Raw genomic sequence first — 25,545 nt, 5'->3', positions numbered from 1 at the left:
AGCCTTTCAGCTTTCAACAAACACAGGAACAGACTCATGGACAAACGATCACGACGCAGCCCCCAGCAGAGCCGTTCACGCGACACCGTCGAAGCCATCTTGGTGGCGACCGCGCGGGTACTGGTCAAAGACGGCTTCGAGAAGCTGTCCACGAACCGGGTAGCGAGGGTGGCCGGAGTCAGTGTTGGCTCTCTCTACCAGTACTTCAGCTCCAAGCACGAGCTGATTGAGGAGCTGATCGAGCGCCGCTCTGAGGCGATGCTTCAGGACTATGAGGCGCGTGTCTGTGGCCGTGAGCTCGTCCTAGAGGAGAGCATCCGCACGATGGTCGACGTGATCCTGGACAGCCGTCGCCTCGACCGCGAGCTGGCGTCCGCGTTGTCGGCTAGCGGGCGTAGCAGCGCGGCTCCCAACCACTTGCGTGAGGTGCAGGCTCTGCTCACGCGGAGCTTCACCGCGCATCGTCACCGTTTGCAGCCCCAGAACCTGGAGCTTGCCGCGTTTCTGGTGATCTCCAGCATCGAGGCCGCGGCGGACTCGGCAGTCGCGGGCCGCCCAGAGCTCCTGGAAGGCGGGGCGCTGCGCCGCGAATTGGTTGAGCTCCTGGTGCGCTACCTGGTGCGCGACTCGGCCAATGAGTCCGGCGTGCGACCGGCGGTTGGTCACGCGCAGTCCGCTTGAACTGTCGGCCGGGAGCCCTGAGCCCTAGGCGCCGCCCGCGAGCGCCGATCAGGCTCCCGTGATGCGTCATTGAGTCACCGCGCCATCGCGCCTCCGTCCAGGGCGCGACGCGGGAAAGCGAAAATCGCGTTAGGTCGCGCAGTCGAGCGCGAAATCAAGAGCGCCAACTCTCCCAAGGGGTTGGCGCTTTTGCGTGGGCTCGTATCCTCCCCAGCGCATGCCCCCCCAGGATCCTCATACGCCGCCCATCGCGCTCGTGATGGTGGGCCTCCCGGCTCGCGGCAAGACGTACATCTCGCGCAAGATCTCTCGTTACCTCAGCTGGCTTGGGTACCAGACGCGGGTCTTCAACGTGGGTAACTATCGGCGCGCTCGCCTCGGCGCGGCGCAGGCTCACGCGTTCTTTGACCCCACGAACGCCGAGGGAGTCGAGGCGCGGCGTCAACTTGCGATGGCTGCGCTGCGCGACATGCTCAAGTGGCTCAAGGGCGGCGGCCAGGTTGGCATTTACGACGCGACCAACACCACGCGCGGTCGCCGCCGCTTGGTGCTGGAGGAGTGTGACAAGGCCGGCGTCCAGGTGGTCTTCGTCGAGTCGATCTGCGACTCCGCTGTGGTTGAGGCGAATATCCGCGAGGTAAAGCTAGGGTCGCCAGACTACGTCGATATGACACCCGAGGAGGCGGCCGAGGACTTTCGGGCGCGCATTGCCCACTACGAGCGCAGCTACGAGCCCCTCGACGACCCTGAACTCGCCTATGTGAAGCTGATCGACGTTGGGCGCCAGGTGGTCGTCAACGGTGTGGAAGGCTACTTGTGTGCGCGCCTGGTGTTCTTCTTGATGAATATCCACACGGATAGGCGCACGATCTGGCTCACTCGGCATGGCGAGAGCGAGTACAACGTAGAGAATCGCATCGGCGGCGACCCGGAGCTCACGGCCCTGGGGAAGGGCTATGCGAAGAACCTCGCCGCCTACATTCAGGAGCGTGTCCCCACGCAGCAAGAGTTCGTGCTCTGGACCAGCACCCTGCGCCGCACCTGGCACACCGCGGAGCCCATCGGGCGTGAGGTGACCCAGTGGCGGGTACTGGACGAAATCGACGCCGGCGAGTGTGATGGCATGACCTACGACGAGATCCGCCGTGAACGGCCCGAGGAATTCCGGGCGCGCGCAGAAGACAAGCTACGCTACCGGTATCCGCGCGGAGAATCGTACTCAGACGTGATTCAGCGTCTGGAGCCGGTGATCGTGGAGCTCGAGCGGCAGAAGCAGCCGGTGCTGGTGGTCAGCCATCAAGGCATCATCCGTGGCCTCTACGGCTACTTGATCGGGCGCCCACAAGAAGAGTGCCCCCACATCCAGATCCCGTTGCACACGCTGATCGAGATGACGCCTACTGCTTACGGCTACGAGGAGCGTCGCATCAAGCTTGGTCCCGAGCTCGGCTGAAATCTGGGCATCGAGCCGCTCGCAACGTTGTGCGGGAGCATTTCTTGGGGGGGAGGCGGCACCGCGCCTGCAGGCGCTGCGCGGGTGTTCTGAGCGTCAACGTGCCGCCCGGATCAGGTTCTTCGCGATCACTAGCTGTTGGATCTGGCTCGTCCCCTCGTAGATGCGGAACAAGCGCACGTCTCGATAAAAGCGCTCCACCCCGTAGTCCGCGATGTAGCCTGCTCCGCCGTGGATTTGCACCGCGCGGTCAGCGACGCGGCCCACCATCTCTGACGCGAAGTACTTCGAGCAGGCTGCTTCGGTGCTGACCACCTCACCGCGATCGCGCTTGCGTGCCGTCTCAAGCACCATGCAGCGCGCGGCATAGGCCTCCGTTTGGCTGTCGGCGAGCATCGCTTGAATCAACTGAAAGTCAGCGATTGGCTTGCCGAATTGCTTGCGCTCGAGGGCATACTTCAGGCTGTCTCGAATCAGGCGTTCCGCCACCCCGACGCACACGGCGGAGATATGCAGGCGTCCGCGGTCCAGTACCTTCATTGCCGTGCGGAAGCCTGTTTCGGGCGCCCCGAGCATTGCGGTCTTGGGGATGCGGCAGTCCTCGAAGCTGACGTCGGCGGTGTGGGCGCCGCGCTGGCCCATTTTTATGTCGTTCTTCCCGATCACGATTCCGGGTAGACCAGCGTCCACCAAGAAGGCACTTACCCCAGCAGCCCCCGGCGCGTCGCTGGTGCGAGCGAATACAGTGAACACGCCCGCCTCCGGCGCGTTGGTGATGAAGCGCTTGGTCCCGTTGAGCACATAGACGTCGCCGTCAAGCACCGCCCGGGTTCGGAGCGACCCCGCGTCACTGCCCGCTTCGGGCTCGGTCAGCGCGAAGGAACCAATCAGCTCGCCCGATGCGAGCTTCGGCAAGTAGTGGCCCTTCTGCGCTTCGGACCCCGCCATCACGATGCCCTGGGAGCCGATGCCGTTGTTCGTACCGAGCACCGAACGAAAAGCAGGGGAGGTCTGGCCGAGCTCGAAGGCGACGCGGACCTCCTCTTCCATGTTCAGGCCGAGCCCCCCGTAGCTCTCGGGGATCGACAGCCCAAACAGGCCAAGTTGCCGCATCTCGTCCACGATCGCCTCGGGGACATGATCGGTCTCGGCCACCTGCTCTTCGAGGGGCACCAGGCGCTCCGCCACGAAGCGAGACACGGTGCCGAGCAGCTGCTCGATGGCTTCATCACTCAGGCTCATGCCGACATCTGAAGGGAGCCGGGGGTTGTCGGTCAAGTCGTTGCCTGCCAGGTGACGGCAGCCGCCAACATTCTGTATTGTGTCCGGCGCCTTCGCCGCCTCGCACTGACCCGAGCGGCGCGCAACGAGGACCAGAGTGGCACGCACACCCGAAGCAGAAGACCAACTCGTCGAGAACATGAAGGCGCTGGGCTTCACCGCGACCGACGCAAAGGCGTACCTGGCGCTCGTAAAGAACAGCCCAGCCACAGGCTACGAGTTGGCGACGCGCTCGGGGGTACCCCGCTCCGCGATCTACGGCGTCCTCAAGCGGCTCGAGGCGCTCGGCCTGGTGAATCCGATCCAGGACAAGCCGGTGCGCTACGTGCCCCTCGCGCCGGAGCGCCTGCATCACCTGTTGAGCACGCGCTTTCGCCGCAGCTTGGACGAGCTGAAGGGCGGCCTCGAGCACCTCGCTGGCCAACGCAAGCAAGCGGTCACGTGGACGGTGCATGGCTACAGCGCGATGCTCGAGCAAGCAGAAGGGCTGATCGTCAACGCCAAGTCGAGCGTGTACGCGTCGATGTGGGGTAGGGAAGCCGAGCGCCTCGCTCCCCAACTCGTGGAAGCCCAGGCGCGCGACGTGAAGGTGGTGCTGTTCTCCTTCAACGCACTCGACCCGAGCTATGGTCAGGTGCTGAGCTACGAGATCGCCGAGGCAGAGCTCGAGTCGTACTGGCAGCACAAGGTCATCCTCGTTGCTGATCAGCAACGCGCGCTGGTCGGCGGTGCCGAGGATATGGACAACAATCGCGCTGTGGTGACGGATGAGCCAGCGCTGGTGGAGATGGCTGTCTCGAACCTGGTGCTCGACATCACGCTACTCGGTCAGCGCAAGGGGCTCGACGTGTCCGAGGTGGTGACGCACCTCACGAAGATGCTCGCGCCGGTCGAGGAGTTGGCGCACATCCTCGAGTCATGAAGCGTGTTTCGAATCGCATTTGGAATCCACGAGGATACGAGAGGTAGACCGATGGGCGAGACCATATTCTCCAAGATCATTCGCGGCGAGATCCCTTGCCACAAGCTGTATGAAGACGACCTGGTGCTGGCGTTCCTCGACATCAACCCCCTGAGCGCTGGGCACACCCTGGTCATCCCCAAGCAGGCCGTCGCACGGGTCGATGAGCTGACCGACGAGTCCGCCGCCGCCATCGGTCGGGTGCTACCGCGCCTCTGTCGCGCGGTGATGAAGGCCGTCGGCTGCGAGGACTACAACATCCTGCAGAACAACGGCGCTCCGGCGCATCAGGCGGTCTTCCACGTGCACTTCCACATCATTCCGAAGCCCAACCCGGATGAGGGGCTCGGTATCGGCTGGCCCGCGCAGAAACTCGAACCCGAGGCCGCGCAGGACGTCGCTGAGCGGATCCGCGCGCAGCTCTGAGCGCAGGGCGCTCCGAGAATCGCGCACTCCGAGAAACGCGCGCTCGGCGGAGGCGCAGGACCGTTGTGCTCAGGGACCGGTTACCAAGAATGCATCCGTGATCGTGCACGGGGGCTGGTCTGCGTCATCCGAGAGTGGGCTCTCGTCGCCGGTTGGGCCAAACGTCAGGAGGCGCGCCGGAGCCGAGACTGGGATCGCTATGCACTCCAAGTTGCCATTGCGGGTCAACGCACAGCTTCCGAGCTGAGGGTAGGCGACGCCCAAGTCGATCGCGTTGAGTAGCGCCGTACCGCTCAAGTTGAGCTGGTAGAGTTCCACCACGGTTGTGTTGCCAGGCGCTTGATTACCCGTGCGGAAACCACCGTCCGCTGGATTCGCGCGGATGGCCAGCGCCTGTTCCTCGCTCCAGTAGTCGCTGATGCCGAGCGCTCCGGCGCCCGAGATGAGACGGGAGTTGCAGTGCACGCTACCGTCCGTCCCGAAGGCCACGGGTCGACTCGCGGCGTCGTGCACACAAGCTGTATAAGGCGACCCGCCCTCGGTGTACCAGTTGGTCTCAGTGGAATCCGTGCAGGCGAGGTAAGCATTACCGCCTTGATCGAGCACGAAGTCGACGAGGGTTCCGCGCGGGCAGCTGAACGGCAGTTCGAGGTCGTCGTCCAGGGCTTGCAAGAGGTCGGGATAGATGTAGTTCCCATTGCCGTCGTCGGTGAGCGGGTTGGGTGTTACCACGCGGATACTACCACCCCTCAGGTAGTAGAGGTTGCCGTTGCCTGGGTGGACCCAGGCGCGGGTCGCGGATTCGACGCCGGGCGCGGCCGTTATCGGACCCTCGCTGCGCGTTGGGCAAATCACGGTTGAACCAGGCGGAGCGCCGCGGAGCTGGCTCACGCGGTAAACGACGTTGCCGTCGAGGGGCCCGCTCGGGATCGTTCCGCCTGTACCACCGGCGTTACCAGCGCCGCCGCTCGCTCCGGCGCCCCCGGCGCTGCTGCCTCCGACAGCGCTGCCTGCAGCGCCCGAGCTGCCCGCCGCGCCTCCAGTTGCGCTACCGGCGGCGCCAGCGGTGCTTGTTCCAGCGCTCCCGCCTTTCGCCCCGTTTCCGCCAAAGCTCGAACTTCCGCCGTTCCCCCCACCCAGGCGGGCTGGGCGGTCATCGCTACCGCAACCTGCCAGGTACACTAGGCACGCAGCGCACCCCAAGAACCCCACACGCATGGCGCCAGGGTATCGCGTAGCGGCGCTAGTCGTTGCGGGAAACGCGGATCAATCGCCGAACGCGAACAAGACGGCAGAAACGCGCCAACTTCCGCCATCGGCAACGGGAGTAATCGTCCACGCGAAGTTGTGCTGACCCGCGGTGTTGTACTCCGCTCGCTCGAAGTTGATCGGCGGGGTCACGCTGCCAGGGCACCAGTTTGCGCGCTGCGCCTCGACGCTAGCGATGGCGCCGCACGGATTTTCCTCGCAGTACTCAAAGCTTCCGCCACCAGCAGTGGTGAACGTCTTGCGAGTGCACAGATCTTTGCAGTCGTCGCGCCAGGGTGTCTGACGGTCGAACTGGGTGCCATCCGCGAAGAAGCGATGATCGCGCCTGCAGAACTCCTCGCCAGGTTGGGTGCAGCCCGGGGATGGGAACACGCCACCATGCCCCGTGGCGCGATACTCGACGCGCGTGGAGGTGGTCCCCGCCGGCACGTCGAAGTCGATCGCGTCGGGGCTCATCGCGCCGTGACTTCCGTTGTAGAGCGGGATCACGGCGAGCACGTTGCGCGGCGCCGGCCCAGGGCTCACTTGAATCTTCGCGGAAACGAACCAGCCGCCGTTCGAGCCACTGACCTGTCCGGCGCCATCGGACCACGTGGAGATGTGGCTGCGCAGACGGTGTGTGCCAGGAGCTATGCCGTTCGCGACGTCAGTGATGTCGATCTCGAAGTGCTCTGGTCCGCCGAAGGGGGTGATCGCTCGCACGAGCTCGATGGCAGGTGGCTCACCATCCTGGGTCGGCTCGTCCAGCGTGAACTCGAAGTTGCGGTCGAAGGCGTCGCAGTCCGCTGGCCAGTTGTGGCCCGCTGGCGGTGGGTTGGTTGGATTCGGCCCGAGCCAGGTATCGAAGGGGTAGCAGGTGCTCTCGAGATCGACGATCAGCGTCACCTTCTCGAACGGGCCTTGCTTGAAGTCGACGTCTGTTTCGATGTGCTGGAAGTTCGGCTGAGAACCGTCGGAGGTGATGCGCTCGTGATCGAAGGCCTGGATCTCGAAGGTGTTCGGGTTGCCGCCGGTGCCCGCGCTGCCTGCCGTGCCCGCGCTGCCTCCGCTGGTGGAGCCCGCCGTGCCCGCGGTGCTCCCAGCGCTTCCACCTGCCGCGCTGCCGCCTTGGCCAGCGCTCCCAGCGGTGCCTCCGCTGCCGCCGGCTCCACCGCTCGTGGAGTCGTCAGAGCAGCCCCACGTCGTCGCGCCAAGGCAGAGTCCCAGTGCCAATCCAAGCAAGCTTCGCATGCTCGGGCTTGTCCCATTCTGCCCCCCAGCCCGCAAGCGACCAGCGGCGCCATACTCGGGTGATCTGGAATGGTGTTCCCGCTACGACCTGAGTGGAACCGATCGGTCGGGCGCTCTGCTTCACAGGCGTTTCGGAGGGCCAGAAACACTTCAGCCCGGCCAACCTGAGGTCGACCGGGCCAATCGGGTGTTTGTGTTGTCGGGGCGGGCAGATTCGAACTGCCGACCTCATGGACCCGAACCATGCGCGCTACCAAACTGCGCTACGCCCCGAGGGCTTTTTGGCAAGGATTTCCTGCCAGCGGGCGGCGCAGAATGATTGCAGACCGCACATCTGTCAAGCGCTCCGAGTCGAATTGCTGCCGCTCTTTCGCGAGATGAAAACCAGCCAGGTTCCGCGAGCTCGCCCGCAGCGAGACGTTTCCCGTTCGCGCTCTCGGCGCTGAGCCCGGAGCTGCGCTGGCTTGGGCGAGTCTGAGGAGGCACCTGGTGCGCCTCACCCCCAAACCCGCACTCGAGTGCAGCGGGGTGGGCACCGGAAAAACTCACACTTGAGGCCGGCCTGCGCTTGGTTTCCCTCACGCAAGCCGACCCCGAGTGTGACTGGGACGCAAGCTCTCCCCTGCTCTTGTCCCTGCCACGAAGTCGCTGCTCCCTGCGCTTCGTGACTCCCGTAGCGTGGGGGGCAACGCAAGGTCCGGGGCAGTCATTCCCCGGCTCCGTCGAATTTTCGTTTTCTCGTTCTGAGGACTCGAACCGTGAGGCATCTCGGCCAGGCGCCTGAATCTGCGCTGGCTCACGCGCTCCCCGTGGCAGGCTTGGGGAGATGCGTGGACTAGCTTTGGGTGTGTGTTGCTTCGGGCTGGCTGCTTTGGTGAGCACTGGTTGCGGGGAGGACTCTGAGACGGCGGGCTCTGGTGGGTCTGGTGCTGCGGGTGGCGCTGGAGGCACAGCGGGTGCTGCCGGGAGTGGCGGAGCCAACCCGTGCGAGCCGGAGGTGGTCGAGATCCCGACACCCAAGATCTACACGCCGCGCTGGGCGTTCGAGCCGTGGATCTCGAAAGACATTTCCACGGGGCAAGATAGTCGAGACTTCGTCGCTGGCTTCAAGCAGCGCGACATTCCGGTGGGCGTGCTGGTGATCGATAGCCCCTGGGAGACGAACTACAACAACTTCATCCCGAACCCGAGCCGCTATCCGGAGTTTCCCCAGTTCATCTCCGACATGCACGCCCAAGACGTGAAGGTCGTGATGTGGGTCACCCAGATGGTGAACTACTCCTCCTTCGACTACGAGCCGACCGGGGACACCTACGAGGGCAAGAGCGAGAACTGGGACGAGGGTGACCAGTGCAAGTTCTTCGTTGAGGACTCCTACACCTACAACTGGTGGAAGGGCATCGGTTCCGGCGTCGACTTCTTCAACCCCAAGGCCACCGCGTGGTTCCACACCTGGCAAAAGCCACTCCTCGACATGGGCATCGACGGCTGGAAGCTCGACTTCGGTGAGAACTACATCCTCGACGATCCGATGACGACGGCGGCCGGCGAGAAGAGCCGCCAAGAGTATTCCGAGGAGTATTACCGCGACTATTGGTCGTACGGGCAGTACGCCACGGGGCGCAAAGACTTCATCACCATGGTGCGCCCGTGGGACGAGAGCTACGGTTTCTCTGGGCGTTTTTTCGCGCGGAAAGAGCACGCGCCCGTCGCGTGGGTCGGCGACAACCGGCGTGACTGGGTGGGGCTAGAAGACGCCCTCGACCACATCTTCCGCTCCGCGGACGCGGGTTATGTGGTGGTCGGGTCGGACCTCGGCGGCTACCTGGACCGCGACGACAAGACCTTCGAGCTGGTGCCCTTCGATCAGCTGAACTTCGTGCGCTGGACCGCTGTGAGCGCGATGACGCCGTTCATGCAGCTCCACGGCCGCGCGAACCTCGAGCCCTGGGCGGTCGAGGACAAGCCCGACGAGACGACGGCGATCTACCGCTACTGGGCGACGCTGCATCACGAGCTGGTGCCCTTCTACTACAGCCTGGCAGAGGAGGCGTACGCCGGGGCAGAACAAATTATCCGCCCCGAAGGTGAGCTCGCGAACTGGGCGGGTGACTACCGCTACCACTTGGGTGAGGCGTTCTTCGTCGCCCCCATCTTGGATGCGACGGGCACACGTGACGTCGTCCTCCCCGCGGGGGCACGCTACTACGACTGGTGGAACCCGAGCGCCGCACCGCTAGACGGCGGTCAAACCCTCACCGCCTACGACTCGACGGATCCGGCACGCATTCCACTGTTCGTGCGTGAGGGCGCGATTATCCCTATGGATATCGACAACGACGCCACCGGGATCGGCAGCGCAGCATTCGCTGGGTCGGATACCTGGTTGCTCTACCCAGGCAGCAGCGCGACGACCTTCAAGGCTCATGATACGGACGACGCCACCACGACCGTGCAGCTGACAGCGAACGGCGTCGACCTCAGCCGCACGCTGCGCACGGCGATCTTGCGGGTCCGCCTCGAGACGCTGCCCACCAGTGTTAGCCTCGGCGGTTCCGCACTGAATCAAGCGAGCGATCTGAGCGCGCTGCTCGCCAGCGCCTCGGGCTTCGCGACCGACGGAACTTACCTCTGGATCAAGCTCCCGCAGAGCGACGCCGCCTCCAGCGTCAGCTGGTGAGGTGCGACTGGGTCGACCGGAGTTGGCCCAGATTGGGCCAGCTTCGGCACTCAGCGCCGGTGGATACTCCAGCGAATTACCCCCGCAAATCCCGTGTGCGCCAGCCCGGCCCACCTGGCACAGCTAGTGCTTAAGCGTTGGACATGGCTTCGTTGCGTGTCTTGGGTTTGGGGGTGAGTGTGGCGCTGCTCGGCGTTGCGCTGAGTGCTGGCTGTGGCGGCTCCGCGAACAGCGGGGGTGGTGCAGGGAGCGGCGGTAGCGGAGGCAGCGCCGGTAGCGCTGGTAACGGCGGCAGTGCTGGTAATGCTGGCGGCGCGGGTAACGCTGGGACTTCTGGAAGCGGCGGCACCGCAGGCGTGCCCAACGACTGCCAGGTGCCCTCTGACTGCGTCGTCATGCCGATCAGCTGTTGCGGCAGTTGTGGCGTGCCGAGCCGCGGCGACGCGCAAGCTGTTCGCAAAGATCAGGCCCAAGCCGTGAGCCAGGCGGCGTGCGGTGAAGGCTCCGGCTGCCCCGCCTGTGCCGCGCCGCCCGATCCGACGCTGCTCGCGACGTGTGAAGCGGGCCAGTGCACCTTGGTCGACCTGCAAGAGGACCCGATCACCGAGTGCATGACGGGCGAAGACTGTCGCATTCGCACGGATACCTGCTGCGAGTGCGGTGGCCCAACGGACGAGGGACACCTGATCGCGATCCGCAAGGACGGCAACTTCGAGTCCCTGGTCTGCGATCCGAATACCGGCTGCGACGACTGCATTCCAGACTACGGCACCAGCGGCTTTGTCCAAGCCGAGTGCATCAAGGGACGGTGCAGCGCACAGTGGTACTATCCAGCGGACTGATATGGCCAATCCCAAAGTTACCTCGCGGATAATCCTGGCTGCGTTGAGCGTCGCGCTCGGCGCTGGCTTCGGCGCGGGCTGCGGTGGCTCGAGTACCGGTGGCTCAGGTGGCGCAGGCGCTGGGAACGCGGGTAACGGAGCTGCTGCTGGCGAGGGTGGGACGAGCCAAGGCGGCAGCAGCAGCACCACGGGCGGCGCGGCGAATGGCGGAGCAGCGAGTGGAGGCGCCGGCAACGCAGGCGCGGCGGGGAGCGGGGGCGCGAGCCTCACTTCAGCGGATGTTGCTTGCGATGTGCCATCGGACTGCGTGCTAGTGCCCAGCGGTTGCTGTGACACATGCGGCGAGCCCACTGCCGCGGATCGACTGGCGGTGAACAGGAACCGCGTGGACCAGGTGACGCAGGCCGTGTGTCCAGAGCCTCAGCCGTGTCCCAAGTGCGCAAGCTTCCCGCGTCCAGCTCTCGTCGCAACCTGCGAGGACAAGCGGTGCGCCGTCGTCGACCTATCCCTCGAGCCGCTCACCGAGTGCGCGACGGCCGCTGACTGCCGGCTGCGCACCAACGCGTGCTGCGAGTGCGGCGGCCCGACGGATCCGGGGCACCTGATGGCGGTCGGTCAGCAGGGGAGCATCGAGGACATCGTCTGCGATCCGGGGTACGCCTGCGACGAGTGCCTTCCAACGTTTCCTGAACGCACAGCGGCTTTGTGTGAAGAGGGTCGTTGTTTCGTCTGGTACTCCCTCAAGTGAGTGTGCCCCGCGGAACTAAAATCCGCCGGAGCGGCTGTTCCTGATACTTGATTGCGGTGAACGTGTGAGCTGCTACCTGAGCGTAGTGCGATAGGAGAACGAAGCGTGCGAGGATTTTGGCTAGTCGGTTTGGTGATGTGTGTCGCGTGCGGTGGGTCCACCTCCAATGGCGGCAGCAATGGTGGCGCGGCGGGCGACGGCGGCAACGCCGGTAGCGGCGGGACCGGTGCCAGTGGTGGCAGCGGCGGTAGCTCCGGGAACGCGGGCAGCTCTGGCTCTGGGCAAGGGGGCGACGCTCCAACGCCGTGCGCTGGCCCGAGCGACTGTGTGGTGGTGCCAATCAGCTGCTGTGGCCAGTGTGGCGCCGCAACCCGCGGCGACGCTCAGGCGCTCCACAAGAACGACGTGGCCATCCAGCGAACCTGGACCTGTGACGGAACGGGTTGCCCGGACTGCTACATGGCGACCGATCCAAACCTGATCGCGACCTGTACCGCAGGGAAATGCGCATTGGTGGACCTGCAGCAGACGTCGGCTACCGAGTGCACAGAGAACAGCGACTGCCGCCTGCGCACGAACGAGTGCTGCGAGTGCGGTGGCTCGACAGACCCCGAGCACTTGGTTGCCGTCAGCGACTACTCCATCGAGCAGCTGGTGTGCGACCCGGGTGCCGGTTGCCCCGAGTGCGCGCCGCCACCGCCAGACTACGCGGAAGCCGTGTGCGACGCCGGGCGTTGCAGCGTGCAGTGGCTGCTCGGGAACAACTGAGGCCGGCGAACGCAACCGAAGCCTCCGAGGGGCCGGAATGGCGCCTTGGAGGCTTCTTCGCGTCCGGGTTTGGGGGTGAGGTATACTGAAACGCGATGCGCCTCACGCGACTGATCATCGAGAATTTCCGCGGCTTCGAGCAGCTGGAGCTGGATTTGGATCAGCCGGTGATCGTGCTGGTCGGCATCAATGGCTCGGGAAAGACGACGGTCCTGGACGCCATTGTGCACTGTTTCGTCGGGACTCAGCCGTCACCTTCCGAGCGGCGAGCAGGAACGTCGAAGTTCGATTGCGAAGGGCTGTCCGGGGGGAGGCCGTTCGAGGTTGCCAATCGACAGCTCTTCGGGGACTTGGGCAAGATCCCGAAATCCTCTGATAGCGTCTACGTTCACTACTCCGTTAACCGGCGAGCTACCGACGAAACGAACGCCATACCGCTCCCCAAGAACCCGTTCCAAGACGATGGCTTCCTGGATCCGGTTAGTTTTGGCGAGTTCTTTCGCTGGTTTAAGTCACTAGAGGATTTCGAGAATCAGGAGCGCCTCAAGGACGCGAACTACTCCGACCCGCAGCTAGCCGCCGTGCGTACTTCCGTTGAAGCGGTTCTACCGGGGTATCACAATCCAAGGGTTCAGCGATCCCGCGCCCCACACATTGAGCCCGCCGTTTTCTCTGTGGATAAAGGCGAAGAGCAACTCGGTTTCGGTCAGTTCTCCGAGGGTGAGCGCATGCTCATCGCGCTCGCTGCAGACATCGCCCGCCGTGCCGCTCTGACAGGTCATGACCCGCCCCTCGAAGCTCCCGGCGTCGTACTGATCGACGAAATCGATCTCCACCTGCACCCGGGCTGGCAGCGCGAAGTCTTGCCTCGCCTCACCAAGACGTTCCCCAACATCCAGTTCATCACCACGACCCACTCGCCCATCGTGGTCGCGAGCGTGCCTTCCGAGTCGATTCGCGCGTTGCAGGACTTCAAGCTGGTCGACGCCGTGAAGACTCAGGATCGCGATCCCAATGCGATTCTGGAGGAGCTATTCGGTGTCTCTCCTCGTCCCGATGCCATTCAGAAAGAGCTGCGTGAAGTTGCCGCCTTGATCGACCAGGACAAGCTCGACGATGCGAAGCTACGCCTGCAGGCATTGACCGAGAAGCTGGGTGAGGAAGATGAAGACGTTCATCATCTTACGAGCCTGATTCAGCTATTGGCTGGGTGAGATGCGGACGGTCGGCAAGACGAAGCCGGGGCCTCAGTGTCTGATCTCGTATCCGCGCGGCAGCTCGTGGGAGGACGTGAAACCTCCCTGCCCAGAGGAAGTAAGGAAACAGCTTGTCGCCGACCAGCAGGGGCTCTGCTGCTACTGCATGGCGCGTATCCGTGTGGATCGTATGAAGGTGGAGCATTTCCATCCGCAGTCTGCGTTTCCAGAGCAGTCGACTGATTGGGGTAACCTCCTCGGCGCATGCCTTGGCGGGCAGGACGAACCGGAGGCGTTCCGACGGTGTGATACCCGCAAAGGCAGTGAGCAAATAGGCGTAGACCCGAGGGACGCCGCCCTGTTGGCCAGGATCTCCTACTCCGCCACGGGAAAGCTTCAGAGCAATGACAATGCCGTTCTGCGGGAACTCGAGTCTGTGTTGGGCCTGAATCAGAAGCGTTTGGTCGACAATCGCAAGGCCGCGCTGGTTCGCTACGTCCAGCTCTTGAGGAGACGGCTGGGCACGGGAACTTGGTCGGTGCACGCGCTCCTGAGTGAACTTGCCAACTTGCGAGGTCAGTCAGAGTTGCCTGAGTACGCTGGATACATTGAGCACTGGCTGGAAGTGGCGATCCGCAAACATGGGGCAAGCTGAATCCTGGCGTTGGTCCTCCCCCCCCAAAAAAAAGAGAGGAGAAGAAGACTAAATGCTGCGCGGAAACTTAGTCTCGGCGTTTACCTTCGCCGCTGTGCTTTCCGCCTGTGCTCCGCCTGCCTGTCCTGCGCCCGCATCACCCGAGACGCCGCCGATCAACGTCGTGCGGCCACCGGGCGCCGGTGCCTGCGCAGTGGGTGAGCTGCAGTTCGCGTTCAAGTTTCAGCGGGGAGATACTCAGCCCTTGGCGAACGAGCGCTTCACGCTGCTGCTCAGCGGCGATCGCATCGTGAGCGGAGTGACGGACGCCCACGGTGGCATGCGAGTATGCAACGTGCAGGAGGCTGGCGATTACTGCATCAGCGTGGGCGGCTACTACACCCACGCCTACGTCACCCAAGTGAAGGCCCCCAGCGAAGAGCAGCTCACCTTCGAGGTGGGCGATGTCCCGAAGTACCAGCCAGAGCACACCCTCGACGTGCATCAGTTCAAGCTGCGCTGCGGAGGCATCGTTCGGGGTGATGGCGAGGCGCAAGAGTGAACCGTCTGGTCTGCGTCACCGCCGTCTGCTTGTGGGCGTGCGGGGCACCGCCCCAAGCGCGGGAGATCCGTGTCGCCTCGCCGATAGTCGACGCGCCCCACGCCTCCACGGTTCCCCAGACCAACGTCGTGCATCGCCCGGGCTCCGGACCCTGCGATGTCGGGGATCTGCAGTTTTCCTTCAAGTTCCTTGGGCCGCGACAAGTGCCTCTCGCGGATCTGCCGTTTGCGCTCCTTCTGGCGCACGACCAGCTCGTCACCGGGGTCACCGACTCCGAAGGCGGGGTGCGTGTCTGCAAGGTGGAGGAGGCGGGGGACTACTGCATCGAGGTTGGCGGCTACTACATCTACGCTTCCGTCACGCGAGTCGAAGACCCCGACGAGCAGCCGCTGTGGGGGTTCTTCAGCGAACTGCAGCACTTCGAGCGGAGCACTCTTAGCCCAACGGAGTTCAAGCGTCGCTGTGACACCCCGCACTAGGGGACACCTACTTGGGTAGCAAGACGACCGCGGCTTCTACCTTCGACACCTTACCCGTGTCCTCGTTGCGCGCGTTGCCCGCAAACACACATTTCAGCGCCCCACGCTTGGGGTCGTTCTCGTCGATGCGGATCCGTCCGGAAAAACGATACGTGCCATCGCTCCCGGTACCGGTGTAGAAGTGGATCTTGCCTTCCTCGAGGTCATGCTCGCCACGCGCCAGGTCCTGAAGCTTCAGGGTGTAGGTGATCTGTTCGCCGGTCTTTCCCTGAAACAGGGACTGGGAGTAGTAGTACTCCGCGCTGCTTACCTCGGTTGGGCTCGCGCTGTAGACCTGTTCGCCGAGGGGCCCTCCTTCGGACTTCAGCCACAAGACGCCGCCCGACTTCGTTGCGGGATAGCTCGGGAAGGTGCCGCTGGGAGCAGCGGCGGTGGTGGCGGAAGCCGCTGGTGGGTCCCCGGCTGCCGGGTCTCCGGCTGCGGGTGTTTGCTTGCAGGCGAGCAGGCTGATGAGCAACAGCAATGGGCCAGTAGCGCTAGGGACGGACACGAGTCGATGCTTCACGCTCGGGCTTCTGCCATTTGCGGCTAACGCGGGATAGCGACAAGCTGTCGCGTTGCCTAGAGGAAACGTTCCATCGAAATCTTTCGACCCGGAGCGCCGACTCTGACGCTGACTGCCAGAAAGTCAGCACAAAAAGCCAAACGGGCGTTGCCTTGCGGCAACGCCCGTCAGCGGCAGCTCGAAGGCTGCGCATTCAGGACCTGACTCGGATCAGCCCGCGGCCTTGTGAGCCTTGAGCTTCTCCACTAGCTCGGGCACCGCCTGGAACAGGTCAGCGACCAAGCCGTAGTCGGCGATCTGGAAGATCGGCGCGTCGGGGTCCTTGTTGATGGCGACGATCGTCTTGCTGCCCTTCATGCCAGCGATGTGCTGGATGGCGCCGGAGATACCGATCGCGAAGTACAGCTTGGGAGCGACGATCTTGCCGGTCTGACCGACCTGGAAGTCGCCGGGGCAGTAGCCCGCGTCGCACGCCGCGCGGCTGGCGCCCAGGGCGCTGCCGAGCACGTCCGCCAGGGGCTCCAGCACCTCGAAGAACTTCTCCTTCAAGGCGCGGCCACCGGAGACGATGACCGAGGCGTCCGTCAGCTCGGGGCGGTCGCTCTTCACGGCGTCCAGCGAGACGAACTCCACGCGGCCTGCGGCGGCGCCGGGCGCCACCTTGGCCACGTCCTCCACGGGGGAAGAGCCGCCGCTGGCTGCTGCCGCCTCGAACTCCGATTGCCGCGCGGTAGCGGTTTGAATCGGGGTGCTGAGGGTGGCGTAGCCGAAGGCGTTGCCAGCGAACATCGGGCGCTTGTAGACGATCTTGCCACCGTCTTGCTTCACGCCCGAGCAGTCACCCGCGTAGCTCGCGTCGAGCTTGGCTGCGACGCGCGGGATCAGGTCCTTGCCGTAGGTGGACGCCGTGGCGCACACCAAACCGAAGGCCTTACCCACCTCAGCGACGGTGGGCGCGTACTGCTCTGCGACGTAGTTCGCGAGGGATGCGTCTTCACACACCAGCACCTTGGTGGCGCCGTAGCCGGTCAGGTCCGCAGCGGCTGCCTTCGTCCCCGGGCCACCGATGGCCAGGATGCTGAAGGAGCTACCGGCCTGCTTGGCCATGGTGATCGCGCTGAGCGTGGTCTTCTTGACCTTGCCGCCCTCGATTTCTGCAACAACGAGAACATCAGTCATCGTGGGGCTCCTCTCAGATCGCCTTGGCCTCGGTGGCCAGCTTGGTTACGAGTTCAGCGACGTCGGCTACCTTTACACCGGCAGCGCGCGCGGGCGGCGGCTCGAAGCCTCCGTAGCTCGAGGCGTTTTCGACGCCACCAGCGACGTCGGCCAGCGCCTTGACGTCGAGGGGCTTCTTCTTTGCCTTCATGATCGCGGGCAGCGGCGCGAAGCGCACACCCTCGTGGGCGTACTTGAAGCTATCCGCCGTGTGCTTCGAGAACACGCTGGTGGGAGCCACGATGCGCAAGTCCACGGTGACCAAGCAAGGGGGGGTGAGGCGCAGCGTCAAGACGCCGCCGTCCACCTCACGACCGACGAGCAGCTTGCCGTCAGCCTCTTCCTTGATGGTAGCAGCGAAGGTTGCCATGGGGAAATCCAGGAGCTCGGCGAGCATCTGACCTACGGAGTTGCTGTCACCGTCGACGACCTGCTTGCCCAGCAGCACCACGTCGGGCTTCTCGGCGTCGACGACGCTCTTCAGCGCCTTCGCGACCAAGCGGCCGTCCAGGTTTGCGTCTTCGGCGTCGATGCGGATGGCCCGGTCGGCACCCGTGGCGAGAGCGGAGCGCAGCTGCGTCTCCGTGTCCTTGGGTCCGATGGTCACGACCACGACCTCGCCCTTGCGCACCTTGTTGTTCTTGCCGTCTTCAGTCAGGCGCAGCGCAGTTTCGAGGGCGTACTCATCGAAGGGATTGAGCTTCCACTCGAGGCCGGTGGTATCCACCTTGTCGCCCGCAGGCTTCACCTTGTTGGCGTTATCGGGGTCCGCGACCCGCTTGATCGCGACGAGGATCTTCACGACAGAGACCTCCTCATGAGGTTCGCGCCGAATGGCGGAACGATTGGGATGGGTTGGGTTCGCCGAGGCGGCGAGAGACGCTCCTGTTGGCTGGGCGGCTCGTGGCTCCGAAGAGTCCGCGGCCGTCAGGCAGGCAGGGGCGCGAGGATGCGTACCGTTCGCAGGTCGCCCCGTCAATTGCCAGCGTGTCGCGGGCGCACCCTCACCCCCAACCTGGGAACTGGCAGCTATAAAGTTCCGATATCAACTGCAAATTTTTGAAACGTGTTCCACTCCGGGCGCAACCGCGGGCGCCTTTGCGGTGGAGCACTCCAAGGCTTGTGGAGTTTGACTCCACAGTGCGCGCGAGGCGCGCTGGCGGTGGGCTCGATCCGGCGCCTTCGTCGCCTTTCAGCACTTCGGCGGCGGCGGCGATTGGTGGTAGGCAGAGGCCTCCCCATGACGATGAAAACCGACTTCCTGGTGTTGGGCAGTGGCGTGGCCGGCTTGAGCTTTGCGTTGCGAGCCGCGGAGCACGGCGAGGTGCTGGTGGTCACCAAGCGCAACGTCAGCGATACCGCGACCAGTTGGGCGCAAGGCGGCGTGGCTGCCGTGCTCTCCCCGGAAGACTCCTTCGAGCGCCACGTGGACGACACACTCGTGGCCGGCGCGGGGCTCTGCCACCAGGTGGTCGTCGACCTGTGCGTGGAAGAGGCGCCCGACGCCATGCGCTGGCTGATGGATCTCGGCGCGACCTTCGACGAGGGCGACGATGGCGAGCTCGATCTGGGCCGTGAAGGCGGGCACACCGAGCGCCGCGTCGTTCACTCCAAGGACGCCACGGGTAAGGAGATCCAGCGCGCGCTCTGGGAGCGCGCCAAGGCGCACCCGAACATTCGCTTCCTCGACTGGCACATGGGGGTCGACCTGATCACCCTGAGCGACTTCGGCGGCCCCGATCGCTGCGTGGGCGCCTACGTGTTGGACGAGAACGCCGGGCAGATCCACACGGTACTGGCTCGGGCCACGATCTTGGCGACGGGCGGCGCGGGCAAGGTCTACCTCTACACCTCGAACCCCGACGTCGCGACAGGGGACGGCGTCGCGATGGCGTACCGAGCGGGCGCCGAAGTCGCCAACATGGAGTTCTACCAGTTTCACCCAACTTGCCTGTTTCACCCCCAGGCGAAGAACTTCTTGATCAGCGAGACGCTGCGCGGCGAGGGCGCCACCCTGCGCGTCCCCGGTGGAGAAGCGTTCATGCTCAAGCACCACGAGATGGGCGACCTCGCTCCGCGTGACGTGGTGGCCCGCGCCATCGACTTCGAGATGAAGCGCGGTGGCTACGAGTTCGTGCACCTCGACATCACTCACAAGCCCGCGAGCTACGTGAAGGACCGCTTTCCCACGATCTACGAGCGTTGCCTGAAGTTCGGGCTCGATATCACCGCGGAACCGATCCCGGTGGTGCCCGCGGCGCATTTCATGTGTGGCGGCGTCACCAGCAACCTGCACGGCCGCTCGAGCCTGCCCGGGCTGTGGGTGATCGGGGAGACCTCTTGCACGGGTCTGCACGGCGCGAATCGCCTGGCCTCGAACTCGCTGCTCGAAGGCTTGGTGTTCGGGCGCCGCGCGGCGGACAAACTCGGAACCGAAATCGAAATGCTCCGCCAGGAGCCGTGGGCCAGCGTCCCCGACTGGGAAATCGGCTCCGCGGTGGCCAGCGACGAGGCCGTCGTCGTGAGCCAAAACTGGGAAGAGCTCCGCCGCCTGATGTGGAACTACGTCGGCATCGTGCGCACGAACGCGCGCCTGCGTCGCGCCGCCCGCCGTGTCTCGCTGCTCGAAGAGGAAATCCGCGAGTACTACTGGAAGCACCTGGTCACTCGCGACTTGCTGGAGCTTCGCAACATCCAGTGCATCGCCGAGTTGATCATCGGCTCCGCCGCGAGCCGGCACGAGAGCCGCGGCCTGCACTTCACCCTCGACTACAAAGACTCTTCCGACAGCTGGTTGGCGGACACCGTGGTCAAGCGCGGAGTGATGCCGCACCTACGCGGACGCTGAGGTTGGGGGAGAGGTCAAACGATGCCTTACGGAAACGAGCCGCGAGTTGCGTTGTGCCTGCCTGGTGGAGGCGCCACCGGCGCGATGTTCCAGATGGGCGCGCTGGCAGCGCTAGAAGACGCCGTCGATGGCCTGGACGCGAACGACTTCGACTTCTACATCGGCACCTCGAGCGGCGCGAGCATCGCTGCTGCGCTCGCTGGCGGACGCCCCGTGCAGCGGATGTATCGCGCCTTCCTCGATCCGGCGGACACCTACTTTCCGCTGGAACGCAAGCACATCCTGCGCATGGACTTCGCCGAGTGGCAGCGCACGGCGACCACGGCGCTACGCGCTGTTGGCAAGGGCACTCGGAGCCTGCTCAAGCGTGCTCCGGAGCCCAGCCGCACGGCGCTCTGGGAGGAGCTAGACCGGCTCTATGACTCGCTGCCTGCAGGTGTCTTCTCCCTCGAGGGCTACGAGCGTTTCCTTGCGGATTTTTTCTATCGCCGCAGCGTGCCCAATACCTTCCACGGCATGCCGAAGGAGCTGTTCATCCTGAGCCATGACCTGGACTCTGGCGAGCAGGTGCTGTTTGGCGCACCCGGCTTCGATCACGTGCCTGTCAGCCGTGCGTGTATCGCGAGCATGGCGTTGCCGCCGTTCTTCAGCCCGGTGCGCATCGGGGATCGCCACTACATCGACGCGGGGGCCGCGCAGCTCGCGCAGTTGAACGTGGCCGTCGAGCGCGGCGCTGATGTGCTGGTGGTGGTGAACCCCATGGTGCCCGTCGCCGCGGAGCAGGTTCCGACGGGGCACGGTCAGCAAAACAGCGTACGCGACAAGGGCTACCTGTGGGTCGCAAACCAAGCGATGCGCATCGCCATGCACGCGTTGCTCGTCGAGGCTGTCGCGCGGATCCGCGCCAGCGGAGACTGCGAAGTGATCTTGATCGAACCGGAGCCGACGGATGGTATCCTGTTCATGCACAATCCCACGAGCTTTTCCGCGCGGAGAGCGATCTTGGAGTACGCCTATCGCACCACGCGAGAGCGCGTGAACGGTTGGCTCGTGGGCAGAGAGGCAGCGGTGGAGCGCGCCGGGTGGCAGACGCGGCCCCCCGTCTCCCGCATGCCTCCGCCGCCGCTCGAGGACGAAGCGTGAGCGCCGGAAGGGCAACCAAGCGGGGCAGCACCAAACCAGTTCGTGCCAAGCTGCTCGGCGCCGTTGTTCTCAGCTTGTGGCTCACCGCATGCCAGGAGCCGTATCGGGTCGGTGAGTTCGTGTGGGTCGAGTGGGACGGCAAGAACTACCCGGCGTACATCATCGACCAGAAAAGCAAGACGCGCTTCCGCGTGCACTTCGATGGTTACGACGATCGCTGGGACGAGGACGTCACCCTCGATCGCATCAAGGGGCGCATCGAGGATGGCAAGTCAGTCAGCGCGCCGCCGCCGCCGGAGAAGGTCGCGCGGGTGCTCGGTCTCAAGCCGCGCCCCTCGGCGAGCAGCGCGTCCCTCGTGAGCCCCTACCAAAAAGGCGACAAGATCCGCGTGAAGTGGCGGGACAGCATCTACCCAGCCACGGTTGTCGAGGTGCTTGGACCGGACAAGTGCAAGGTCCACTACGACGGCCACGAAGACGCTTGGGACGAGGTCGTCGATACCACCCGCATAGAAGGCCGACGTTAGGTTCAAGCGCTACGGGAGCGGCACCTCGATGAAGCTCGAACTCCGATCCGGCGTGTCCACTCCGAGTTGCCGGTCCGCGTTCTGTCCGCTGCACAGCACCGCGCCGTCGGATCGGCGCACGCAGGTGTGAAAGCGACCCACCGCGACATCCCGGAACTGCTGCGCGGGCTCGATTTGCGTCGGAGAGGGGCGAAACTGCGTGTCGCCGGTGCCGAGCTGGCCTTCGGCGTTGCGCCCCCAGCACCACAGGCGCGCGTCGGCGTCGATGGCACACACATGGAACGCCTTCAGGGATAGCTTGCGGAAGTCGCTCTTGTCGCTCACCCGGGTCGGTGTCCAGCGCGCGGTGGTGTCTCCCGTGCCGAGCTGCCCCTCGCCGTTGTCGCCCCAGCAGTAGATGCTGCCCGGCGTCTGAATGCCACACGCGATGCGTTGCCCTGCGGTAACATCACTCCAGATGCCGATGTCATCGACCAAGGTCGGCGCGCCGTACTGTACGTCGGAGCCGTCGCCCAAGCCAAGCTGGCCCTGGGTGTTGCGTCCCCAGCAGTAGAGGGCGCCGCCCGCGGCGATGCCGCAGGTGTGGCCGTCACCGGCGGACACGGCGGTCCAATCATGGCGCTCGTCGACGAGCCACGGCGTCGCTTGGTTCTCCCGCGTATCTTCGTGGCCGAGCTGGCGCTCCGCGTTGCGTCCCCAACAGTAGAGCTCCCCAAAGCGCGTCACGGCGCAGGCGTGCCCGGAGCCGGCGCTCAGTCGATCGACGCTGTCGTTCAGCAGCGCGGCGCTTGGCAGCTGACGATCTCCGAACTCGCCAACGCCGAGCTGCCCCTCATCGTTGCGGCCCCAGCACTGCACGCCGCCGACCTCGCTCAGGGCGCAGCCGTATTCACCCCCTAGGCTCAGCGCCACGCTGTCGTCGAGGCCGGGCACCAGCACTGGCCCCGTGAGCAACGTCGGGTCGCTCTGGGCCAGGGCAAAGCCGGAGTTGTTGCCCCAGCACCACACACCCATCGCGCCTGTCGAGTCAGCGCTTCGCTTCACGCAGGAGTGCACCTGATGAGCGCCCAGGCCTGAGCCGCTTGGTGACCCGGGCGTCTCCGTGTTGGTTGCCCCGGGGAACAGCTCGTAGCGCTCGGTGCAACCGAAGGCGGTGCACAAGCAGAGCCAAAGTGCGACGCCGTCCAGTCCAACGCCGCCCAGTCCGGCGCACCCGCGACGTCGCCCCATCACCAGCGTCCCCCGAGTCCCAAGCTGCTGTGGAGTTCGAGGCCGCTCACGCCCGTCAACTCGCGCCCGCGCCCCGTCGCCGTAGCTCCAACGAGGGTATGGCCCACGCCCGCGTTCAGCGCGAGGTACCAGGTGGTGTCGAGGGCGAGGTCGAGCCCGATGGACGTCTTCGCCACGAGGAGTCCAGCGCTGCGGGTGACTTCGGCGCCTGACGTCGGGTCGCTCTCGAAGCGCACGAGGCCACCACGCACGCCAACTTCCCAGCCGAGGCGCAGCATTTCCCCGTGGAGCAAATCCAAGAACAAGAAGGTCTCTCCCGCCATGAGCTTGGCGTCGACGCTCCCGAGTCGCGACGTGTCGCGGAGCGCCAAGCGCGGGCCCAACGCAAAGCCCAAGCCGAGGTCACCAGTCAGGTTCTGGCGCAGCGTGAGATCGCCGCCCAAGTGTGTCTGACCCCCAGCGTAGAACTCGAAGGCGCCGCGAACGTCGATGCGTAGTCCCGCCGCGGCCGTGCCGATGGAGTCCTGGTTGACTCGGTGCACGACGTCGGGGGCTGGCGTGCTGGCTCGAGGCGCCGCCGTTTGCTGCTCTCGAGGCGACTCCAGCTCCAGCTCCACCCAGCTCGCTCGCACGAGTTCTTCCGTCGCGATTGCGATGGCCAAGGCTTGCGCTTCGCGGGAATAGCCGCGCACGTCGACGTCGCGGCCCACGCGCTTCTGGGTGACGCGGTCCTTCACATCGACGCTCAAGCTCACGCTGTCAGCGTCTGTTGCGGCGAAGCGCACCTCGGCCAGCGGTTGCCTCGCCGGTGCTGCCTCCCGCTCGCACACGGCGACGCCGTAGACCTCGAAGCCACGCCGCAGATGCTCGAGTACGGCGCGGCGCTGCTCGGCGCTCCAGTCGTCACCCCAGCTCAGCGCGATCCACGGGCCCTCGCTGCAGCTCGGGCTGGGAGCCTTGGCAAAGGCACTGACGGGAAAACAGAGCAGGGCCGCTATGAAGGCCACTTGGACCAGTGACTTCATCACGGCTTGGCGGGCGAGCCCTTGCAGCTCGCTCGCACTTCGTTCACGTGTACCCCTTTCGGGTGCCGAGCTAGGTAGCGACTTTGAGCGGCGAGGCAGCGTTTCTGATCTCCCGCTTGATCATAGCTCAACACCAGCTGAGCGAGGGCGTCGTCGTTCAACTCACGGTCTTTCGCGGCCTGCTCCAGGGCGTCGGCGGCGCCTTCGGGATCCGCCTCGCGGGTGCGCTTGAGCCTCCCAAGCTCTAGCGCAGCGAGACTTGCATGGCGATCCTTGGGGAAACGCTTGAGCAAGCTCTCGTAGCCTGCGATGGCCGCCTTGTAGTCGCCCCGCCGGCGCGCCAAGGTGGCTTGGTCGAAGAGCGCTGCCGCCTGGGCTTCCTCGCTGGGGCGGGCCGCACTCGGGCTCGGGGGCGAGCTCGTGTTCGCGCCTGGGGCTGGCGCTTCAGGCGCTGCCGCCACACTCGGCGTCGGCGTGGGGGGTGGCGTGGTGCTCGTCAGTGGCGGGGGCAAGGTGCTGGACCAGTGACCCCCGGCATGCACCCGGGTGAGCAGCCCTTGGTCCTCGCGGCTCACGACCTCGACGGTGCCCTCACTCACATCGACCTGACTCACATTTCCGTCGGGATCTACCTTCACCACGAAGCGGGTGCCCACGACCTTTACCTCATGGTGCGCGAGCATCACGGAGAAACGCCGGTCGGGGTTTGGAACGACCTCGAAGTAGGCGCTGCCCGAGCGCAGGTCGATGCGCACACTGAGCGGCGTGCCTTCGACGACCTCCAGGTCGGTCCCGGGCTGGGAAACCACAGAGGACCCGTCGGGTAGCTTCAGACGCGTCGGCTGCGCCAACTCCGTGCGGTGGGTGTACGCCTGCCACTGGTGCACGCCAACACCGACGACCGCCAAGCTGGCGACGAACAGCGCGCTACGGATCGCGCGTCGCTTCCGCCGCAGGCCACGCCGTTTGTGGTGCACGCCGCTCCACAAAGTCTCGCGCTCGGCGCTCGAGAGCTCAGGCTCTTGCAGGTGACCTTCAAGCGCCACGGGTGCCTCCACGGTCGAGCTGCAGCTCGAGCTGACTCTCCGCTGCTGCCAGCCAGCGCTTGGTTGTCGACAACGAGCGGCCAAGCTGTTCGGCCACTGCTGGCACGCTGAGCCCTTCGACGCGGCGCAGGATCAATGCCGTGCGCAAGTTTGGATCGAGCTTCGCTACCGTGCGGTAAATGGCTCGCAGCTCCACGAGGACGTCTGGAGGAGCGCTGGGACTCACGAGCTCCGCGATCGCGAGGTCGTCTGGCGGTGCCGAGCGGGAGCGGCGAAACCCCAAGCGGTTCAGCAGTCGTTGTTTCCGAAGGCGGTTCTTCACGATGTGAATCGCGATGCCTCGTAGCCAGCCTCCGAAGGCCTCCGCTTCGCGTAGGCGGTGGAGACTCTCCATGGCTTGCACGAACACGTCTTGCACGATGTCGTCGTGGTCGGCGGCATCCGGCAGCAGGCGACGCACGAAGCCATACACGCGTTCCACGTGAAGCCGGAACAGCTCGGACTGCGCGGGCTCTTCTCCAGCGCGGGCGCGCGCGACCAGCTCCGCCAGGCTGCGCTCGGCAGCCGGGGGCGTCGGTTGGGGGAGACGGAGGACTTTTGCGTGCACGGGGCCTAGGAACTTGGTCACACGAAGCGAGAGAAGCGGTTCATCTTTTCTCGATTCACCCGCTTTTCGCCTGGGAAAGCGCCGAATGGTGCGTTTCTGTATGGATTGACTCGCGACCCCAGTTTT

At 65.1% G+C, this 25,545-nt stretch carries 25 protein-coding genes and 1 tRNA gene; 15 read left to right on the top strand and 11 right to left on the bottom strand.

Features of this window, described 5'->3' with window-relative positions:
* The first annotated feature begins 36 nt into the window (after positions 1-36).
* A complete protein-coding gene (locus tag H6718_00860; protein ID MCB9583913.1) occupies positions 37-681 on the top strand; it encodes a TetR/AcrR family transcriptional regulator in 645 nt (214 codons plus the stop codon).
* Positions 682-898: 217 nt separating this feature from the next.
* Positions 899-2,134, top strand: a complete 1,236-nt coding sequence (locus H6718_00855; GenBank protein MCB9583912.1) for a 6-phosphofructo-2-kinase/fructose-2,6-bisphosphatase — start codon at positions 899-901, stop codon at positions 2,132-2,134.
* 96 nt (positions 2,135-2,230) lie between these two features.
* Here H6718_00855 and H6718_00850 read toward each other — a convergent pair whose 3' ends face one another.
* The gene (locus H6718_00850) at positions 2,231-3,376 is read right to left on the bottom strand and encodes an acyl-CoA dehydrogenase family protein (protein ID MCB9583911.1); all 1,146 of its coding nucleotides are present in this window, start codon (positions 3,374-3,376) and stop codon (positions 2,231-2,233) included.
* A 136-nt stretch (positions 3,377-3,512) separates the two neighbouring features.
* Here H6718_00850 and H6718_00845 point away from each other — a divergent pair, with 136 nt between their 5' ends.
* Both H6718_00845 and H6718_00840 read left to right on the top strand, forming a co-directional pair.
* The gene (locus tag H6718_00845) at positions 3,513-4,337 is read left to right on the top strand and encodes a TrmB family transcriptional regulator (GenBank protein MCB9583910.1); all 825 of its coding nucleotides are present in this window, start codon (positions 3,513-3,515) and stop codon (positions 4,335-4,337) included.
* A 51-nt stretch (positions 4,338-4,388) separates the two neighbouring features.
* On the top strand, positions 4,389-4,802 hold the full coding sequence (locus H6718_00840; GenBank protein ID MCB9583909.1) for an HIT family protein: 414 nt from the start codon (positions 4,389-4,391) through the stop codon (positions 4,800-4,802).
* Between the two features lie 69 nt (positions 4,803-4,871).
* Here the strand turns inward: H6718_00840 and H6718_00835 are convergent, their stop codons facing one another.
* The 3 genes from H6718_00835 to H6718_00825 form a co-directional block, all read right to left on the bottom strand.
* Positions 4,872-6,020, bottom strand: coding sequence for a hypothetical protein (locus H6718_00835; GenBank protein MCB9583908.1), 1,149 nt, complete (start codon positions 6,018-6,020; stop codon positions 4,872-4,874).
* Between the two features lie 48 nt (positions 6,021-6,068).
* Positions 6,069-7,301 (bottom strand): hypothetical protein, encoded by a 1,233-nt coding sequence (locus H6718_00830; protein MCB9583907.1) that lies wholly within the window; start codon positions 7,299-7,301, stop codon positions 6,069-6,071.
* A gap of 199 nt (positions 7,302-7,500) precedes the next feature.
* Positions 7,501-7,574: transfer RNA gene (locus tag H6718_00825), tRNA-Pro, on the bottom strand.
* A 553-nt stretch (positions 7,575-8,127) separates the two neighbouring features.
* On the opposite strand from H6718_00825, the gene H6718_00820 reads away from it, so the two are divergent.
* The 8 genes from H6718_00820 (at position 8,128) to H6718_00785 (ending at position 15,210) form a co-directional block, all read left to right on the top strand.
* Positions 8,128-9,981 carry a hypothetical protein gene (locus H6718_00820; GenBank protein ID MCB9583906.1) on the top strand — a complete coding sequence of 618 codons (1,854 nt, stop codon included), beginning with the start codon at positions 8,128-8,130 and terminating at the stop codon, positions 9,979-9,981.
* A gap of 143 nt (positions 9,982-10,124) precedes the next feature.
* Entirely contained in the window at positions 10,125-10,823 is a 699-nt protein-coding gene (locus tag H6718_00815) for a hypothetical protein (GenBank protein ID MCB9583905.1), read from the top strand.
* Position 10,824: 1 nt separating this feature from the next.
* Positions 10,825-11,571 (top strand): hypothetical protein, encoded by a 747-nt coding sequence (locus H6718_00810; GenBank protein ID MCB9583904.1) that lies wholly within the window; start codon positions 10,825-10,827, stop codon positions 11,569-11,571.
* 105 nt (positions 11,572-11,676) lie between these two features.
* Positions 11,677-12,339, top strand: coding sequence for a hypothetical protein (locus tag H6718_00805; protein MCB9583903.1), 663 nt, complete (start codon positions 11,677-11,679; stop codon positions 12,337-12,339).
* Positions 12,340-12,434: 95 nt separating this feature from the next.
* Complete coding sequence (locus tag H6718_00800; protein ID MCB9583902.1) at positions 12,435-13,553, top strand: AAA family ATPase; 1,119 nt, start codon at positions 12,435-12,437, stop codon at positions 13,551-13,553.
* Position 13,554: 1 nt separating this feature from the next.
* A complete protein-coding gene (locus tag H6718_00795; protein MCB9583901.1) occupies positions 13,555-14,190 on the top strand; it encodes a TIGR02646 family protein in 636 nt (211 codons plus the stop codon).
* A 52-nt stretch (positions 14,191-14,242) separates the two neighbouring features.
* Positions 14,243-14,731 (top strand): hypothetical protein, encoded by a 489-nt coding sequence (locus H6718_00790; GenBank protein MCB9583900.1) that lies wholly within the window; start codon positions 14,243-14,245, stop codon positions 14,729-14,731.
* On the top strand, positions 14,728-15,210 hold the full coding sequence (locus tag H6718_00785) for a hypothetical protein (GenBank protein MCB9583899.1): 483 nt from the start codon (positions 14,728-14,730) through the stop codon (positions 15,208-15,210). Before H6718_00790 ends, H6718_00785 begins: the two co-directional genes overlap by 4 nt.
* 7 nt (positions 15,211-15,217) lie before the next feature.
* Here the strand turns inward: H6718_00785 and H6718_00780 are convergent, their stop codons facing one another.
* The 3 genes from H6718_00780 to H6718_00770 form a co-directional block, all read right to left on the bottom strand.
* On the bottom strand, positions 15,218-15,775 hold the full coding sequence (locus H6718_00780; protein ID MCB9583898.1) for a hypothetical protein: 558 nt from the start codon (positions 15,773-15,775) through the stop codon (positions 15,218-15,220).
* Between the two features lie 210 nt (positions 15,776-15,985).
* A complete protein-coding gene (locus tag H6718_00775) occupies positions 15,986-16,954 on the bottom strand; it encodes an electron transfer flavoprotein subunit alpha/FixB family protein (protein ID MCB9583897.1) in 969 nt (322 codons plus the stop codon).
* 13 nt (positions 16,955-16,967) lie between these two features.
* A complete protein-coding gene (locus tag H6718_00770; GenBank protein ID MCB9583896.1) occupies positions 16,968-17,795 on the bottom strand; it encodes an electron transfer flavoprotein subunit beta/FixA family protein in 828 nt (275 codons plus the stop codon).
* A gap of 438 nt (positions 17,796-18,233) precedes the next feature.
* On the opposite strand from H6718_00770, the gene nadB reads away from it, so the two are divergent.
* From nadB to H6718_00755, 3 genes are read left to right on the top strand one after another with little or no spacing between them, the layout of a single operon-like run.
* Entirely contained in the window at positions 18,234-19,841 is a 1,608-nt protein-coding gene (nadB, locus tag H6718_00765) for an L-aspartate oxidase (protein MCB9583895.1), read from the top strand.
* Positions 19,842-19,862: 21 nt separating this feature from the next.
* Entirely contained in the window at positions 19,863-20,984 is a 1,122-nt protein-coding gene (locus tag H6718_00760) for a patatin-like phospholipase family protein (protein MCB9583894.1), read from the top strand.
* Positions 20,981-21,511 carry a hypothetical protein gene (locus H6718_00755; protein ID MCB9583893.1) on the top strand — a complete coding sequence of 177 codons (531 nt, stop codon included), beginning with the start codon at positions 20,981-20,983 and terminating at the stop codon, positions 21,509-21,511. The genes H6718_00760 and H6718_00755 overlap by 4 nt, the downstream gene beginning before the upstream one ends.
* 9 nt (positions 21,512-21,520) lie before the next feature.
* Here the strand turns inward: H6718_00755 and H6718_00750 are convergent, their stop codons facing one another.
* From H6718_00750 to H6718_00735, 4 genes are read right to left on the bottom strand one after another with little or no spacing between them, the layout of a single operon-like run.
* Positions 21,521-22,741: a hypothetical protein gene (locus tag H6718_00750; GenBank protein MCB9583892.1), complete on the bottom strand. Its 1,221-nt coding sequence runs from the start codon at positions 22,739-22,741 to the stop codon at positions 21,521-21,523.
* Positions 22,741-23,766, bottom strand: a complete 1,026-nt coding sequence (locus H6718_00745; GenBank protein ID MCB9583891.1) for a hypothetical protein — start codon at positions 23,764-23,766, stop codon at positions 22,741-22,743. Before H6718_00745 ends, H6718_00750 begins: the two co-directional genes overlap by 1 nt.
* Positions 23,766-24,812: a FecR domain-containing protein gene (locus tag H6718_00740; GenBank protein MCB9583890.1), complete on the bottom strand. Its 1,047-nt coding sequence runs from the start codon at positions 24,810-24,812 to the stop codon at positions 23,766-23,768. The genes H6718_00745 and H6718_00740 overlap by 1 nt, the downstream gene beginning before the upstream one ends.
* The gene (locus tag H6718_00735) at positions 24,802-25,440 is read right to left on the bottom strand and encodes an RNA polymerase sigma factor (protein MCB9583889.1); all 639 of its coding nucleotides are present in this window, start codon (positions 25,438-25,440) and stop codon (positions 24,802-24,804) included. The genes H6718_00740 and H6718_00735 overlap by 11 nt, the downstream gene beginning before the upstream one ends.
* Between the last annotated feature and the right edge of the window lie 105 nt (positions 25,441-25,545).

Source organism: Polyangiaceae bacterium (genome assembly GCA_020633205.1).
Lineage (GTDB): Bacteria > Myxococcota_A > Polyangia > Polyangiales > Polyangiaceae > JAHBVY01.
The sequence above is the reverse complement of the archived record's forward strand: the minus strand, read 5'-3'. Positions and strand labels throughout refer to the sequence as shown.